The 15270-nt window shown below is 68.6% G+C and carries 15 protein-coding genes; all 15 read right to left on the bottom strand.

The annotated features are described in order from the left end of the window. Nucleotides 1–12: 12 nt before the first annotated feature. The 15 genes from ACT6SE_RS09610 to fliJ all read right to left on the bottom strand — a co-directional run bounded on the left by ACT6SE_RS09610 (nucleotide 13) and on the right by fliJ (nucleotide 15267). Nucleotides 13–759: an RNA polymerase sigma factor FliA gene (locus ACT6SE_RS09610; RefSeq protein ID WP_014647032.1), complete on the bottom strand. Its 747-nt coding sequence runs from the start codon at nucleotides 757–759 to the stop codon at nucleotides 13–15. Then, nucleotides 756–1643, bottom strand: a complete 888-nt coding sequence (locus tag ACT6SE_RS09615; protein WP_032959426.1) for a MinD/ParA family ATP-binding protein — start codon at nucleotides 1641–1643, stop codon at nucleotides 756–758. Before ACT6SE_RS09615 ends, ACT6SE_RS09610 begins: the two co-directional genes overlap by 4 nt. Then, nucleotides 1630–3246 carry a flagellar biosynthesis protein FlhF gene (gene flhF, locus ACT6SE_RS09620; RefSeq protein ID WP_046430441.1) on the bottom strand — a complete coding sequence of 539 codons (1617 nt, stop codon included), beginning with the start codon at nucleotides 3244–3246 and terminating at the stop codon, nucleotides 1630–1632. Before flhF ends, ACT6SE_RS09615 begins: the two co-directional genes overlap by 14 nt. A 145-nt stretch (nucleotides 3247–3391) precedes the next feature. Further along, nucleotides 3392–5452, bottom strand: coding sequence for a flagellar biosynthesis protein FlhA (flhA, locus tag ACT6SE_RS09625; protein ID WP_153643679.1), 2061 nt, complete (start codon nucleotides 5450–5452; stop codon nucleotides 3392–3394). A 44-nt stretch (nucleotides 5453–5496) separates the two neighbouring features. Then, nucleotides 5497–6627 (bottom strand): flagellar biosynthesis protein FlhB, encoded by a 1131-nt coding sequence (gene flhB, locus ACT6SE_RS09630; protein ID WP_046430444.1) that lies wholly within the window; start codon nucleotides 6625–6627, stop codon nucleotides 5497–5499. Between the two features lie 206 nt (nucleotides 6628–6833). Continuing rightward, on the bottom strand, nucleotides 6834–8966 hold the full coding sequence (locus ACT6SE_RS09635; protein WP_046430446.1) for a putative bifunctional diguanylate cyclase/phosphodiesterase: 2133 nt from the start codon (nucleotides 8964–8966) through the stop codon (nucleotides 6834–6836). A 275-nt stretch (nucleotides 8967–9241) separates the two neighbouring features. Beyond that, nucleotides 9242–10033, bottom strand: a complete 792-nt coding sequence (fliR, locus tag ACT6SE_RS09640; protein WP_046430450.1) for a flagellar biosynthetic protein FliR — start codon at nucleotides 10031–10033, stop codon at nucleotides 9242–9244. A 13-nt stretch (nucleotides 10034–10046) separates the two neighbouring features. Then, entirely contained in the window at nucleotides 10047–10316 is a 270-nt protein-coding gene (locus tag ACT6SE_RS09645; RefSeq protein WP_005413254.1) for a flagellar biosynthetic protein FliQ, read from the bottom strand. Between the two features lie 66 nt (nucleotides 10317–10382). Further along, entirely contained in the window at nucleotides 10383–11162 is a 780-nt protein-coding gene (gene fliP, locus ACT6SE_RS09650; protein ID WP_014647039.1) for a flagellar type III secretion system pore protein FliP, read from the bottom strand. Between the two features lies 1 nt (nucleotide 11163). Beyond that, nucleotides 11164–11583 carry a flagellar biosynthetic protein FliO gene (gene fliO, locus ACT6SE_RS09655; protein WP_014037105.1) on the bottom strand — a complete coding sequence of 140 codons (420 nt, stop codon included), beginning with the start codon at nucleotides 11581–11583 and terminating at the stop codon, nucleotides 11164–11166. Further along, entirely contained in the window at nucleotides 11580–11915 is a 336-nt protein-coding gene (gene fliN / locus ACT6SE_RS09660; protein ID WP_005409543.1) for a flagellar motor switch protein FliN, read from the bottom strand. The genes fliO and fliN overlap by 4 nt, the downstream gene beginning before the upstream one ends. After that, nucleotides 11912–12916: a flagellar motor switch protein FliM gene (gene fliM / locus ACT6SE_RS09665; protein WP_014647040.1), complete on the bottom strand. Its 1005-nt coding sequence runs from the start codon at nucleotides 12914–12916 to the stop codon at nucleotides 11912–11914. Before fliM ends, fliN begins: the two co-directional genes overlap by 4 nt. A 9-nt stretch (nucleotides 12917–12925) precedes the next feature. Further along, nucleotides 12926–13441 (bottom strand): flagellar basal body-associated FliL family protein, encoded by a 516-nt coding sequence (locus ACT6SE_RS09670; protein ID WP_046430453.1) that lies wholly within the window; start codon nucleotides 13439–13441, stop codon nucleotides 12926–12928. A 192-nt stretch (nucleotides 13442–13633) separates the two neighbouring features. Further along, nucleotides 13634–14800: a flagellar hook-length control protein FliK gene (locus ACT6SE_RS09675; RefSeq protein WP_046430455.1), complete on the bottom strand. Its 1167-nt coding sequence runs from the start codon at nucleotides 14798–14800 to the stop codon at nucleotides 13634–13636. Further along, nucleotides 14800–15267, bottom strand: a complete 468-nt coding sequence (fliJ, locus tag ACT6SE_RS09680; protein WP_046430456.1) for a flagellar export protein FliJ — start codon at nucleotides 15265–15267, stop codon at nucleotides 14800–14802. The genes ACT6SE_RS09675 and fliJ overlap by 1 nt, the downstream gene beginning before the upstream one ends. Nucleotides 15268–15270 lie beyond the last annotated feature (3 nt).

The following is a 15270-nucleotide window of genomic DNA, read 5'->3' on the forward strand; positions in this document are numbered from 1 at the left end:
CCTCGGGGATGTTCATTCTTCCAGGCCGGCGTCGACGGCCTCGAAAATCTTCAGGCGGCCGCGCAGGCGCAGCACGGCCTGGCCATGGATCTGGCAGACCCGCGACTCGCTCACGCCGAGCACCGCGCCGATCTCCTTCAGGTTCAGCTCCTGCTCGTAGTACAGCGAGAGCACCAGCTGTTCGCGCTCGGGCAGGTGGCCGATGGCCTTGCCCAGCTCACGGCCGAACTCGCCGCGCTCCAGCACCTGTTGTGGAGTCGGGCCGCCCTGGGCGACGGTATCCAGTTCGCCCTGGTCTTCGATGCGCGACTCCAGGCTCAGCACCTGGCCACGTGCGGCGTCTTCCATCAGGCGCAGGTATTCCGGCAGCGGCATCTCCATCGCGGCGGCCACTTCGGTGGCGCTGGCGGCACGGCCCGTGCTCTGTTCCAGGCGGCGGATGGTGGCGGCGGCGTCGCGTGCACGGCGGTGCACCGAGCGCGGCACCCAGTCGCCACGGCGGATCTCGTCGATCATCGAGCCGCGGATGCGGATCGAGGCATAGGTCTCGAACGAGGCGCCCTGGTCGGCGTCGTAGCTGCGCGAGGCTTCGATCAGGCCCATCATGCCGGCCTGGATCAGATCATCGACTTCGACGCTGGCCGGCAGGCGCGCGGCCAGGTGGTGGGCGATGCGTCGCACCAGGTCCGAATGCTGGGCGATGACCTCGTTGGCCGCCGAGCGCTGGACTTCCCTGTACTGGTGGGCTGCGCCTTTCATGCGGCCACCCCACGCTGCTTGAGGATGCGTTCGAGGAAGAACTCGACGCCACCGCGCGGTTCGGTCGGTGCCTGCCAGCGCGCGGTGCGGCGTGCGATCTCGGTGATCGCCAGCGCCGACGGGCTGGACGGATAGGCCTTCACCACCGGCTGCTGGCGCTGCACCGACAGGCGCAGCCAGTCATCCTGCGGCACGCAGCCCAGGTAGTTCAGCGAGACATCGGCGAGGAACTTCTCGCAGACGCGGGTCAGCTTCTCGTACAGCACGCGGCCCTCGTTCGGGTCGCGCACCATGTTGGCCACCACCTGGACGCGGTCCACGCCGCGCTCGCGCGACAGCACCTTGATCAGTGCGTAGGCGTCGGTGATCGAGGCCGGTTCGTCACAGACCACCACCACGGTGTCCTGCGCGGCCTGGCAGAAGGTCAGCACGCCGTCGGTGATGCCGGCGGCGGTATCGACCACCATGATGTCCAGCTCGCGTTCCAGTTCGGAGAACACGTTGACCAGGCCGACATGCTCGGCCGGGGCCAGCTCGGCCATGTGCCGGCGGCCGGAAGCGGCCGGGACCACCAGCACGCCGTTCGGGCCTTCGACGATGACGTCGTCCAGCGAGCAGCGGCCGGCCACCAGGTCGGCCAGCGTAAAGGTGGGGTTCAAGCCCAGGATCACGTCGATGTTGGCCAGGCCCAGGTCGGCGTCCAGCAGCAGCGTGCGCTTGCCCATGCCGGCCAGCGCCACCGCCAGGTTGGCGGACACATTCGTCTTGCCCACGCCGCCCTTGCCGCCGGTCACCGCGATGGTGCGCACAGGGCCGAGCGGCTCGCTGCGGGTGGCCGACAGCGGGAAGGTCTTGGTCAGCTTGGCGTACTCACGCGACGGCATGGTTCAACTCCGGGTTGCAGGGCATATCGGCCGCTCGGCGCAAATCTTCAAGGCGAAGTACAAGATTGGCTGCACTGGCCCGGTGCAGGTCCTCCGGGACGTCCTGGCCATCGGTCACCCAGGTGATCGGCAGGGCGTGGTCCACGGCCACCGACAGGGCGTTGCCGAAGCGGCCGGTCTCGTCCAGCTTGCTCAGCACCAGGCCCTGCAGGTTGGCCGCACCGAAGCGGCGCACCACCTCGTCCATGTCGCCGAAGCTGGTGTTGGCCGGCAGCACCAGCAGGGTGCGCACCTGGCGCGCGGCGCGCAGCCACTGCAGCTGGGCGGCCAGGGCACGGTCGCGCGGGCCCAGGCCGGCGGTATCGATCAGCACCAGCTTGTAGTCCTTCAGGCGTTCCAGCAGCTGGTCCAGGTCGGTGCCGCTGTTGGCCTCGTGCACGGCGATGCCGAGCTGGCGGCCGTAGCCATACAGCTGTTCACGGGCGCCGATGCGGGTGGTGTCGGTGGTGACCAGGGCGACGTCACGCGGGGCGTGCTTCTCGGCGAAGCGCGAGGCCAGCTTGGCGATGGTGGTGGTCTTGCCGGCGCCGGTCGGGCCGACCAGCGCGATCACGCCGCCTTCTTCCAGCGGGTCGACCGGGGCGATCGGCAGCTTGCGCGAGATCAGCCCCAGCATCAGGCCGCGGCCACGATGGGCTTCGGTTTCCAGCGGGATCTGCATGGCCACGTCGCGGGCCAGCCCGGCGTCGAAACCGTACTCGTCCATCAGGTCCAGCGCGGTGGCGCGCACCGGGCTGCCACGCAGGCGCTCATCGGTGAAGCGGTTCATCTCGCGCTCGATCACCTGGCGCATGCCGGCCACTTCCTGGCGCAGCTGGCGGATCTCGGCGTCGTCCTGGGCAACCACGGTCAGCGTCGGTGCCGGGGCCAGCATGGGGGCCGGGCTGGCCTCGATAGCGGCTTCGACCGCTGCCGGTTCGCTGGCGGCGATCCCGGGCTGCGCGTCGATCACGGCAGCGGTCGGCAGCGGCGGCGGCAGCACGGCCGGGGCCACGCTTTCGTGATGCGCCTCGTGCGGCGGGTCGATCTGGAAGCGCGCGCGGTTGGCCGGCACGGTGGCGGCCGGTGCAACGATGGCCTCGGCGAACGGGGCGAAGATCTGGTCCGGCGGTGCCGGTTCGTTGACGGCGGCGCGGGCCAGGGTGGCGGCGAAGCCGGTGCTGCCCCGGGTCGGCACGATCTCGTCGGCGCTGTCCAGGGTGCGGCCGGTGGCACCGACGGCGGCGCGGGCGAGGGCGGCCACTGCCGAGGTGGTGGCCGCGACCGGTTCCGGCGCCGGGGTGCTGCTGCGGCGGCGGGTGACGGCGGCGATCACCGCGTCGGCGGCGGTGCGCGGCTTGGGTGCCGGCGGCGGTGCGACGTCACGGCGCGAGGCTTCCAGTGCACGCTGCACGGCGCTCTCGTCGTAGTTGGCGGCGGCGACGATCTCGATGCCTTCCTCGATCCGGCGGTTGGACAGGATCACGGCGTCAGGACCATGTTCCTTGCGCACCAGGTTCATGGCCGAGCGCATGTCGGCGGCGACGAATCGTTTGATTTTCATGCTGTGGTCACGGGGCGAAGACGGCGGGGTGGCGGTCGGAGAACTCGGGTGGTCGGTGGTCTGCACGGTGCGGGTTCCCCTTGGTATCTGTCTGTTGCGTTGGTTCGAAAGTGGTGTCTGTTTTCTGGCGCATCGCAGGGCGGCGTCAGCTGATCGTTCCGACCAGCTTCAGGCGCTTGTCCTCCGGCACCTCGCTGTAGGCCAGGACCGACAGCGACGGAACGCTGTGGCGGACCAGGCGGGCCAGCGCGGCGCGCACCGGGCCAGGTACCAGCACGACCGCGGGCTCGTTGCGGGCTTCCTGCTTGCTGACACATTCGGCCAGGCTCTGGTGCAGTCGCTCAGCGAGTCCGGGTTCCAGCGCGGCGCCGTTGCCCTGCGTGGACTCCTGCAAGACACGTTCCAATTGCGGGTTGAGGGTGAATACCGGCAGCTCCGCCGACATTCCGGCGATCTCCTGCACGATGAAGCGGCCCAGTGCGGTGCGAACAGCGGCGGTCAGCACGGCCGGGTCCTGGCTGCTGGGCGCATGTTCGACCAGTGCCTCCGCGATCTTGCGCAGCTGGCGGATCGGAATGCGCTCGACCAGCAGGTTCTGCAGCACGCGCACCACCGCCGACAGCGGCAACGCCTTCGGCGTCAGATCTTCGACGAGCTTGGGCGCGCTCTTGGCCAGGTTGGCCAGCAGGTGCTGCACTTCTTCGTGGCCGAGCAGTTCCGGCGCGTGCTCACGGATCAGGTGCGACAGATGGGTGGCGACCACGGTGGCCGGATCGACCACGGTGTAGCCCAGCGTTTCGGCCTGGGCGCGCTGGTGCGGCTGGATCCAGGTGGCGTCCAGGCCGAATGCGGGGTCCTTGCCGGCGATGCCTTCCAGCGCGCCGAGCGCGCTGCCCGGGTCCAGCGCCAGCTCGCGGTCGGGGTGGATCTCGGCGGTGGCCACCGGCACGCCGTGCACCAGCACGCGGTAGCCGTTGGCCGGCAGTTCCAGGTTGTCGCGGATGTGCACCGACGGGATCAGGAAGCCGACATCCTGGGTCAGCTTGCGGCGCACGCCCTTGATGCGCGCCATCAGTTCGCCGCCCTGGTTGCTGTCCACCAGCGGGATCAGCCGGTAGCCGACCTCCAGGCCCAGCGGATCGACCGGGCGCAGTTCGTCCCAGCTCAGTTCGGCAGTCGGTGCCGGTGCGGCCGGGCGGCCGAGTGCGTTGAGTGCGGCGGCATCGGTGCCACCGCCTGCCGCATCGGCAGCCGGCGCCTTGCCCTTGCGGTACAGCTTCCAGGCGATGAAGCCGAGGATCGCGGCCAGCGTCAGGAAAGCGACGTTGGGCATGCCCGGCACCAGGCCGACCACGCCGATGATGCCGGCGGTGATCGCCAGCGCACGGTACTGGCCGAACACCTGGCCGGTCATGGCCTGGGCCATGTCCTGCGAGCGCGAGGCGCGGGTAACCAGCATGGCCACGGCGCTGGAGACCAGCAGGGCCGGCAGCTGCGCTACCAGGCCGTCACCGATCGACAGCAGGGTGTAGGTGGCGGCGGCTTCGCCGAACGGCATGCCATGCTGCAGCACGCCCACGGCCAGGCCGCCGAGCATGTTGATGAACAGGATCAGGATGCCGGCAATGGCATCGCCGCGGATGAACTTGCTGGCGCCGTCCATCGCACCGTAGAAGTCGGCTTCCTCACGCACTTCCTCGCGGCGCAGCTTGGCTTCTTCACGCGTCAGCAAACCGGCGTTGAGGTCGGCGTCGATCGCCATCTGCTTGCCGGGCATCGCGTCCAGGATGAAGCGCGCGGTCACTTCCGAAACGCGGCCGGCACCCTTGGTAATGACCACGAAATTGATGATGGTCAGGATCGCGAACACCACGATGCCGACCGCATAGTTGCCGCCGATCACGAATTCACCGAAGGCGGCGATGACCTTGCCCGCGGCATCATGGCCGTTCTGGCCGTTCAGCAGGATCACGCGGGTGGAGGCCACGTTCAGCGCCAGCCGCAGCATGGTGGTGATCAGCAGCACGATCGGGAAGATGGTGAAGTCCAGCGGGCGCTTCACGTAGACCACCGCCAGCAGCACCATCAGCGAGATGGCGATGTTGAAGGTGAACAGCGCATCGAGCACCGGCGCGGCCAGCGGCACCACGACCATGGCCAGCAGGGCCAGCACGATCAGCGGCGCGCCAAGGCCCTGGCGGATCATTTCCAGGGCGCGGCGGGTGTTGAAACCGGCGGAGGGCTGGGCGCTCACGGGCGGCCTCCCTTGCCGAATTCATCCACCTGGATGTGCGGGGCGTCCGGCATCGGGCCAGTGCGCCAGGCGCGCAGCTGGTAGACGTAGGACAGGACCTGGGCGACGGCCGAATACAGTCTCACGGGGATTTCCTTTCCGAGTTGGCCTTCCCGATACAAGGCGCGTGCCAAAGGCGGGGCGGAGACGATCGCCACCTTGTTGCCGTCGGCCACTTCACGGATGCGCAGGGCGGTTTCGTCCACGCCCAGCGCGACCACGGTGGGGGCGTTCATGGCGCCGCCCTCGTACTTCAGGGCCACCGCGTAGTGGGTGGGGTTGACCACCACCACGTCGGCAGTGGGCACCGCCTCCATCATCCGGCGGTTGGCCATCTGCTGCTGCAGCTGGCGGATGCGGCCCTTCACCTCGGGGCTGCCCTCGCTTTCCTTCATTTCCCGGCGCAGTTCCTCGCGGGTCATCTTCAGCTTGCGCGTCCAGTTCCAGCGCTGGTACGGCGCATCGATGGCGGCCAGCACCAGCATCGCGCCGGCGGTGGCCAGCAGCAGGCGCAGGGTGAAGCCCAGGCCATCGGTGATGGCGGTTTCCAGCGGGTGGTGGATCAGCCCGCGCAGGGTGTCGAAGCCGGTCCAGACCACCAGCCCGGCGGCGACGCCGACGAAGGCCACGCGCAGCAGCGATTTGGTGAATTCGGCAATCGCCTCCGGGCCATACAGGCGCTTGAGCCCGCTCATCGGGTTCATGCGGTTGATGTCGGGCAGCAACGCCTTCTGCGACCAGCGCAGGCCGCCCATCACCAGCGGGGCGACGAAGCTGGCCAGCAGGCAGACCAGCACCAGCGGTGCGATCACCAGCATGAACTGCAGCAGCAGGTCGCCGAAGTGGCCGAACAGTTCCTTCGGGTTCTGCCGCAGGCTCTGTTCGGGGCTGAGCGCGTGCTTCATCCAGGCCGTGGCGCCACGGCCGATCGAGCCGCTCATGGCCATCACCGCCAGCACGCCGGCGCCGAACACGGCGGCGGTGCCAAGTTCGCGCGAGCGCGGCAGGTTGCCCTGTTCACGGGCATCGCGCAGGCGTTTTTCGGTCGGTTGTTCGGTCTTTTCGCCGGCGGATTCGTTCTCGGACATCACGGGCACTGCGGCAGGGGGTGCCGGGGTGCGTGCAAGAACCGTTCCACGCCTGGCGTGGATCTACCGACGGCCCGTTCTGTAGAGCCGAGCCCACGCTCGGCTACGGTTGGGGCCAGGCGCGAAGCACAGCCGGGCATGAGCTCGGCTCTACAGGAGAGTGCCGCAGGAATCGTTCCGTGATGGCGGGCGCGCGTGGCCCGGTGTCAGCCGGGCGGGTATTGCGGCGGTGGGCTCTGCGCCAGTTCCACCCGCGGCCGGGGCAGGTCGTGCAGCTGCATGAAGCGCGCCGCATCCACCGGGCGGCCCAGCAGGTATCCCTGCAGGAAGTCGCAGCCCAGGCGCTCCAGGTAGGCGCGCTGCGCGGCGGTCTCCACGCCCTCGGCGACGATGTCCATGTCCAGCGCATGGCCCAGCGCCACGATCGCCGAGACGATCACCACGTCTTCGGCACTGTGTTCCAGGTCGCGCACGAACGCATGGTCGATCTTGATCTCGGTGGCCGGCAGCCGCTTCAGGTACAGCAGGCTGGAATAGCCGGTTCCGAAATCATCGATGGAGATGCCCACGCCCAGCGCCGACAGCGCCTGCAGCAGGCGAAGGCTGGTATCGGTATCGCGCATGACGGTGCTTTCGGTGATCTCCAGCACCAGGTGGCGCGGGGCAATGCCATGGCGCTCGATCACCTCGCGCACATCCTGCAGCAGGTGCGGCGAACTGAACTGCACCGGCGACAGGTTCACCGACATCGACCAGCTTTCATGCCCGGCGTCGTGCCAGCGCCGCAGCTGCTGGCAGGCCTGGTCCAGCGCCCAGCGCCCGATCTCGTTGATCGCACCGCTGCGCTCGGCCAGGCGGATGAAGCGGTCGGGGGGAATCAGGCCGTGTTCCGGATGGCGCCAGCGGATCAGCGCTTCGGCGCCGGCCACCTTCTGCGTGGCCACGCGGATCTTCGGCTGATAGTGCAGGAACAGCTGCTCGCTGCCGATGGCGCGGCGCAGGTCGGCCAGCAGCCGGAACTGCTGCTCGGCACTGTCGTTCATCCAGTCGGAGAACAGCACGAAGGCGTTGCGACCGGACTCCTTGGCCTGGTACATCGCCGCGTCGGCGAAGGCCATCAACTGGCGCTCGCTGGCGGCGTGGTCCGGGCAGATCGCCACGCCGATGCTGGCGGTCACCTGCAGTTCGTTGTCCGGCAGCAACGGGCCGCTGCCCACCGCCTGCAGGATGCGCCGGGCCAGGGTCGGCAGGTCCTCGTCGTGCTCGATGCGCACCACCAGCACGAACTCGTCGCCGCCCAGCCGTGCCAGCATATCGTGCGGGCGCAGCAGCTGGCGGGTGCGTTCGGCCACCGCCACCAGCAGCGCATCACCGGCCTGATGGCCATAGGCATCATTGACCTGCTTGAAGCCGTCCAGGTCCATGAACATCACCGCGAAGCGGTTGCCGCCCTGTTCGGCCTCGGCCAGTGCCTGCACGATGCGCCGCTGCAGCAGCAGGCGGTTGGGCAGGCGGGTGAGAGGATCGTGCAGCGCGGCCTGGGTCAGTTCCTGCTGCGCGTCGGTCAACGAGGTGCTCAGCATCGAATTGCGCAGCCGCAGCAGTTGCGCTTCCACGCGCTGGTCCAGCCATGAGACCACCAGCACCACGGCCAGGATCGCCACGGTCAGCACTACCACCAGCATCGCCAGCCACTCGTTCTGCAGGCCATCGCCGACCGCCGCGCCGCAGACGCTGCCTTCCGGGAAGCGCGCAGCGGCCATGCCGGTGTAATGCATGCCGACGATGGCCAGGCCGAGCAGGCCCGCCGCCGCCAGTCGATCACCGATGCGGGTGCGCTGGGCGCGCAGCCGGAACGCCACGTACAGCGCGGTCCAGGAGGCAGCCACCGCCACCATCAGCGAGAACAGCAACCAACCCGGGTCGTAGTCGATGCCCGGCTGCATGCGCATTGCAGCCATGCCAACGTAATGCATGCCGGCGATGCCGGTGCCCATCAGCAGGGCGCCGACCGCCAATCGCGGGTGGGGCAGGGTGCGCAGCGAGACCAGCCACAGCGCGAACACCGATGAGGCGATGGCAAGCGCAAGCGAGAGCAGGGTGATGGGAAGGTCGTAGCCCAATGGAATGGGCAGGTCGAAAGCCAGCATGCCGATGAAATGCATCGACCAGATGCCCAGGCCCATGGCGAAGCCGCCGCCCAGCCGCCACCACCAGGCCGCGCCCCTGCCCGGGGCGGTCACCGTGCGCCCGGCCATCGCCAGCGCGGTGTATGAAGCCATCACGGCGACCAGCAGCGAGATCGCCACCAGCCACGGGTTGTACGTGCCTACCAGCATTCGTCAGTCTCCCGGACCTGCCTGTCGACGGAAACCACGGTGGGGCATGCATGAGGCAGGCCGACGCACGACGCCGGCCATGTGCGGCATCCCCCCGGTTGCCGCGCATTCACTCTAACGCGCAGACCGGGGGGGACTTCAAGCGGCAATACGTGAAATTGCGCCTCTGTAGAGCCGAGCCCATGCTCGGCTGCCTTCGGCAGGAACGGCAGCCGAGCATGGGCTCGGCTCTACAGAAACAAATGCATGGCAAGCAGTAGAACGTGATGATCGGGTCAGTGTGTGACCGCGTCCGCAGCCTGGAAGGCGGCGTCGAACAGGCGCTGTACCGGCGGCCCCATTTCCCCGGCCAGCAGGGCCAGCAGGAACAGGCCCAGCAGCAGCGAGACCGGCAGGCCCAGCTGGATCGGATTCAGCGCAGGGGCGGCACGCGCCAGCACGCCGAAGGCCAGGTTCACCGCCAGCATCGCCACGGTGAGCGGAATGGCCAGGCTCAGCGCGCCGCGCAGCACGGTCAGCAGGAAGGTCGGGGCGATGCTGAAGAAGGCGTGCGGATCGGGCAGTGGAGCACCGATCGGCAGTGCGCGGTAGCTGTCGACCAGCAAAGAGATCAACGCCAGGTGGCCGTTGGCGGTGAAGAACAGCAGGCCGAACAGCAGGTAGAACCACTGGCCGATCACACCTGAAGTGCCACCGCGCAGCGGGTCGCTCATCTGCGCGAAGGCCAGGCCGGTGCCCTGCGCGATCAGTTCGCCGGCCATCGCACCGGCTTCGAATACCAGCCGCAGCATGAAACCGATGGAAACGCCGATGGCCAGTTCGCGCGCGATGGTCAGCACCGTAGCCGCGTCGAAGCCGGTCCAGTCCGGTACCGGTGGCAGCAACGGCGCCAGTGCAATGGCCAGGGTGCCGGCCAGTACCACGCGCACCCGCGACGGCACCGCACGCGTGCCGACCATGGGCATGGCCATCGCCACTGCGCCGATGCGCAGCATGGTCCACAGCACCGTGCCGATCATGCCGAAGGCCTGCAGGCCGTCGGCCGCCATCTGTGTCGCGGCGTCCATCGAAGCGCGTGCCCTAGCCGATCAGGTGTGGGATGCGCTGGAACAGCAGCGTGGTGAATTCAACCAGGTGGCCGATCAGCAGGCTGCCCAGCGCGAACAGCACCGCGGTCAGCGCTGCCGCCTTGGCGACGAAGGCGATGGTCGGTTCATTGAGCTGGGTCGCGGCCTGCACCACGCCCACCACCACGCCCACCACCAGCACGGTGAGCAGCAACGGGCCGGCCACCCACAGCACGGTGATCAGGCCGCCACGCAGTTCGGTCAAGGCAAGTTCGGGAGACATTCGGGTTCCACCTTCTTATATAGAGTCGAGCCATGCTCGACTGTCTTTCAATCGCGCCGGATCGCGTCACGCGGGATTGAAGCTGGCCGCCAGCGTGCCCACGGTCAGCACCCAGCCATCCACCAGCACGAACAGCAGGATCTTGAACGGCGCCGACACCAGCATCGGCGACAGCATCATCATGCCCATGGACATCAGCACGCTGGCGACGACCAGATCGATGATCACGAACGGAATGAAGATCAGGAAGCCGATCTCGAAAGCGGTTTTCAGTTCGCTGGTGACGAACGAGGCGACCAGCACCGGGAACGGGATCGCATCGGGGCTGGCGTAGGTGCCGTGCCCGGCGATGCCGGCGAAGGTCATCAGGTCGGTCTCGCGGATCTGCGCCAGCATGAACCCGCGCAGCGGCTGCGTGGTCAATGTCCAGGCGGTCTGGAAGTCAATGTCGCCGTTGAGATAGGGCGCCATGCCCGTGCTCCACGCCTTGTCCCAGGTCGGCATCATCACCATCGCGGTGAGGAACAGGGCCAGGCCCAGCAGTACCTGGTTGGACGGCGTCTGGCCGGTACCCAGTGCCTGGCGCAGCAGGCCCAGCACGATGATGATGCGGGTGAACGAGGTCAGCACCAGCAGCATCGACGGGATCAGGGTGATCGCGGTCATCAGCAGCAGGGTCTGCAGCGGCAGGCTGACCGGCTGGCCGCCGATCTTGCCGACGTTGACGTCCGGCAGCGGGGTGGCCGGGGCGCCGGGCGCGGCGAACGCCAGCACCGGCAACAGGCACAGGGCAAGCAACAGCAGCCACGGCATCAGGGTGGCAACACGGGTACGGGTGACACGCATGTCAGGGGTCCTTGCGCAGCCGCTGCTGCAGCAGCTGGGCGAAATTCGGCAGGTTCTTGAAATCCGGCACGCGCACCGGCGCCGGTGGCGGCAACGGTTCGGGCAGGGTATGCAGGGTGTTGATGCCGCCGGCAGTGACGCCCAGCAGCAATTGCTGGCCGTTGACCTCCACCACCACCACGCGCTCCTTGGCGCCGACGCTGAGGCTGGCCACCAGCTTCATGCCTTCGGCCGGGCGGAAGCCGCTGCCGGGCATGCGCTTGAGCAGCCAGCCCAGGCCGATCACCAGCGCCAGCACCGCCAGCAGCGCCAGCACCGCACCGAACAGGCTGGGTGCGGCGGCCGCGTGCTGGCCGACCTGCGGGCCGATCGGCGCTGCGGTCTTGCCGACCGCCAGCAGGGTGGAGGCCAGCAGGCTCAACGCAGTCTCCGGATCCGCTCGCTCGGGCTGACCACGTCGGTCAGGCGCACGCCGAAGCGGTCATTGATCACCACCACTTCGCCGTGGGCGATCAGGGTGCCGTTGACGAACACGTCCAGCGATTCGCCGGCACCGCGCTCCAGTTCCACCACTGAACCCTGGTTGAGCTGCAGCAGGTTGCGGATCGGCAGGCGGGCACGACCGACTTCCAGCGACAGGGTCACCGGCACATCGAGGATCACGTCCAGGTTCAGGTCCGGACCGTTGGCCTCGTCGGCCTGCAGGCTGCTGAACTGGGCCGGGGTCGGTTCGAGGGCGTCGATATCGTTCATTGCGGGTCTTCCTGGATGACGGGTACGCGCGGGCGGGTGCCCGGCGGATGGGTAGCGGTGATCTTCACGGCGTTCATGCCGTTGGCGATGCCGAACTCGCCGGTGAACACCGGAATGTTCTCCACGCACAGCGGCACCTGCGGGCTCAGCTCGATCGGCAGGATGTCGCCGACCTTCAGCTGGGTCAGGTCGCGCAGGGTCATGCGCTTGCTGGCCAGTACGCTGGACAGGGTGACTTCGGCGATGTTGAGCTGCTCGCGCAGGGTCTTGCCCCAGCTCTCGTCGCGGTCGTTGCGGTCGCTCTGGATGCCGGCGTCGAGCAGTTCGCGGATCGGTTCCAGCATCGAGTAGGGCAGGGTGACGTGGATGTCACCGCCGCCGCCGTCGAGCTCGACGTGCAGGCGGCACACCACCACGTACTCGCGCGGGGTCACGATGTTGGCGAAATGCGGGTTGATCTCCGAGTTGATGTACTCGAAGTCGACGTCCATCACCGGTGCCCACGCTTCGCGCAGGTCGGCGAAGGTCTGCTTCAGCAGCAGGTGGATCACCCGCATTTCGGTGGCCGTGAATTCGCGGCCCTCGATGCGGGTCGGGTAGCGCCCGTCGCCGCCGAAGAAGTTGTCGACGATGGCGAACACCAGGGTCGGCTCGAACACGATCAGGCCGGTACCGCGCAGCGGCTTGAAGCGGATCAGGTTCAGGTTGGTCGGCACATACAGCGAGTGCATGTAGTCGTTGAACTTGATCAGTTCGATGCCGCGCACCGACAGCTCGGCCGAGCGCCGGATCAGATTGAACAGGCCGATCCGCCACAGGCGCGCGAAGCGCTCGTGGACCATTTCCAGGGTCGGCATGCGACCACGGATGATGCGGTCCTGGCTGGCGAAGTCGTACGAGCGCGCTTCGCCTGACGGGGGTTCCGCATCGGTCTCGACCGCGCCGCTGTCCACGCCGTGGAGCAGGGCATCGATCTCGTCCTGGGACAGCAGATCATTCATCGGGGGGCCTTACTGGGTCACGAAGCTGGTGAACAGCAGATCGTCGGCGCCGTTGCTGCCGGTCTCGGCCTTGAGCACCTTCTGCACCTCGACCAGCGAACTGGCCTGCAGCTTCTGCTTGCCGGCGACATCGGCGATCTGGTCCGGGCTGACCTGCGAGAACAGCATCAGCAGGCGCGCGCGGATGGCCGGGGCATGGGTCTTGATCGCTTCCAGCGCGGCCGGGTCGCGGGTCATCAGCTGGACCTCCAGCTGCAGGTAGCGCGGGCCGTCGACCGGGCCATTGAGGTTGACCACGAACGCCGGGTCCAGCGCGAAGTACTGTGCCGGGGCCGGGGTCGCGCTCTTCTTCGGCGCCTGCGCGGTCTTCTCTTCGTGCTTGGACTGGGTGAAGAACCACACGCCGCCACCAGCGGCAGCGGCGGCCAGTACGGCCACCAGTGCGGTGATCAGGATCGGACTACGCGGCTTGGCGGCCTTGTCCTTCTCGGCGGTCTTCTTGGTTTTGTCAGCGGCTGCGGCCACGGGGTGAAGCTCCTGAGGGTTGCTTCACCGGGATATGCAAGGGGTGTGCCGAAGGCTGGGCCCGCAGGGTGCGACGGAATTCCGTCGGGGTGCAGGTAGGGCCGTGCGGAGCAAGCTCAGCACCCACCAACGCAATACGGGGAGGTGCCGACCGCCTGCCCTGGTGGGTGCCAACCTTGGTTGGCACACCTGTCAGGCGTAGGCGTCCAGCAAGCCGCGCTGGCGGATCAACTGCGCGGACGACACGCTGGCATCGCCCGGCGTCGGTTCTCCGTCGCCGGTCATGCCGCCGCCACCGGGTTGTCCCGACGCATTGCCGTCACCACCAGACGCGTGGTGGCCGACATCGGCGTGAGCCAGCTGGAAGCCCTGTTCGCCCAGCAGCTCGCGCAGGCGCGGCAGGCTGCTTTCCAGTGCCTGGCGCACGTCCACGTGCGGGCTGCTGAAGCTGGCATGCACCTTGTCGCCGTTCAACTGCAGGCGCACGTCGACCGGCCCCATGTCGTCCGGGCTCAGGCGGATGTGGGCATGGCCGATCTTCTGGTCGGCCAGCCAGCCCAGGCGTGCGCCGATGGCCTGGTCGAAGCCATCGTCACCCAGAACGGGCTTGGGCGTGGGTTCGCCATTGAAGATCGCGTTGCCGGTGGCGAGCGCCGCCTTCAGGTCCTGCACGGCGGCCGCTGCCGGTGCGTGCAGCAACGGTGTACCTGCGCGGTCGCCAACGGCGGCCACGTCACTGCCTTCGCCGCGCTCGCTGCGCTTGCCGGGCAGGCTCATCTCCGGCAATGGCAGCGCGGTGGCATCCTCCGCGCTGGTCGCCGCCGGTTTGCCGTCGGCCGCCACGGGGGCTGCGGTTGCCGCTGCCGGCGCGGCTGCAGGCAGTGTCGGGGTCGCGGCGGGGGCAGTGGTGGGTAGCGCCGTACCGCTGGCCAGTGACGGTGCAGCGCTGCCCGCCAGAGCGACGGCCGGATCGGCAGGCGTCGGCATCGCCAGCACCAGGCCGGCCAGGCCGATCGGTGGCCACGGGGCGTCCTCGGTCGCGGCGGGCTTGTCCTTGTCGGTGCCGGGTCCAGCCGGGGGCAGGGCAACGGGCGGTAGCGGCGGCGTTTCGGCAGTTGCCGCTTCCGCGTCCGCGCTGCGTTCGCCCGGTGCCTGGCCATTGCTGTCGGCGGTCGATGGCTGGCTGGGCGGGGACGGCGTCGGTGCGGTAGCGCTGCCGGCAGGCGCGGGCGCGGAGGGCGCACCGCCCTGCAGCAGCTGGCTGAAGTCCTTTGCGCCTTCGCTGCGCGCGGCGCGTGCGGCACTGTTGCTGGTGGCGGGCGTGGCCGGGTTGGCGCTGCTGGCGAGCGGGGCGGGCATCACGGGCGGCCTCCCTGCTCGGCGCCGTCCTGGTCTTCGGCCTGCACTAGGCGCGCGCGCCGCACGCCAATGTCGTCCATCTCGCGCTGGTCGCGGCGGTCGGTCACCACCTTTTCCTGCGCGCGGTAGCTGGCGGCCAGCTGCTCCAGCACCGCCTTGTCACGGCTGGCCAGGATCAGCCGCGCGCGCTCGGCCTCCACTTTTTCGCGGTTGCCGTTGACCGTGGCCTGCTGCTGCTCGACCGCACTGTCCAGGCGATCAAGGAAGGCGCGGCGGTTCAGCAGCTGTGCCGGGCTGGTCGCTGCCATTTGGGCGTTGGCGTACTCCTCGGCATAGCGGCGCAGTTCGTCCAGGCGCGACAGATGGGTGTCGAGCACGCGCTGGCGTTCGGCCAGGTCGCGGGCGACCGCGTCCTCGTGTTCCTGGGCCCGCTTGAGCAGGGGATCGATGCGCTTGGACTGGTTCATGGC

The organism is Stenotrophomonas sp. LC732, from assembly GCF_052446685.1.
In the GTDB taxonomy this organism is placed as follows: domain Bacteria; phylum Pseudomonadota; class Gammaproteobacteria; order Xanthomonadales; family Xanthomonadaceae; genus Stenotrophomonas; species Stenotrophomonas muris.

Excerpts from the sequence above, each read along its gene's own strand:
- flhF (WP_046430441.1), bottom strand. The coding sequence starts at position 3,246 with ATGAAAATCAAACGATTCGTCGCCGCCGACATGCGCTCGGCCATGAAC.
- ACT6SE_RS09645 (WP_005413254.1), bottom strand. The coding sequence starts at position 10,316 with ATGTCTCCCGAACTTGCCTTGACCGAACTGCGTGGCGGCCTGATCACC.
- flhB (WP_046430444.1), bottom strand. The coding sequence starts at position 6,627 with ATGTCCGAGAACGAATCCGCCGGCGAAAAGACCGAACAACCGACCGAA.
- fliM (WP_014647040.1), bottom strand. The coding sequence starts at position 12,916 with ATGAATGATCTGCTGTCCCAGGACGAGATCGATGCCCTGCTCCACGGC.
- ACT6SE_RS09615 (WP_032959426.1), bottom strand. The coding sequence starts at position 1,643 with ATGCCGTCGCGTGAGTACGCCAAGCTGACCAAGACCTTCCCGCTGTCG.
- ACT6SE_RS09635 (WP_046430446.1), bottom strand. The coding sequence starts at position 8,966 with ATGCTGGTAGGCACGTACAACCCGTGGCTGGTGGCGATCTCGCTGCTG.
- fliN (WP_005409543.1), bottom strand. The coding sequence starts at position 11,915 with ATGAACGATATCGACGCCCTCGAACCGACCCCGGCCCAGTTCAGCAGC.
- ACT6SE_RS09675 (WP_046430455.1), bottom strand. The coding sequence starts at position 14,800 with ATGCCCGCCCCGCTCGCCAGCAGCGCCAACCCGGCCACGCCCGCCACC.
- ACT6SE_RS09610 (WP_014647032.1), bottom strand. The coding sequence starts at position 759 with ATGAAAGGCGCAGCCCACCAGTACAGGGAAGTCCAGCGCTCGGCGGCC.
- fliP (WP_014647039.1), bottom strand. The coding sequence starts at position 11,162 with ATGCGTGTCACCCGTACCCGTGTTGCCACCCTGATGCCGTGGCTGCTG.
- fliJ (WP_046430456.1), bottom strand. The coding sequence starts at position 15,267 with ATGAACCAGTCCAAGCGCATCGATCCCCTGCTCAAGCGGGCCCAGGAA.
- flhA (WP_153643679.1), bottom strand. The coding sequence starts at position 5,452 with ATGATCCGCCAGGGCCTTGGCGCGCCGCTGATCGTGCTGGCCCTGCTG.
- fliR (WP_046430450.1), bottom strand. The coding sequence starts at position 10,033 with ATGGACGCCGCGACACAGATGGCGGCCGACGGCCTGCAGGCCTTCGGC.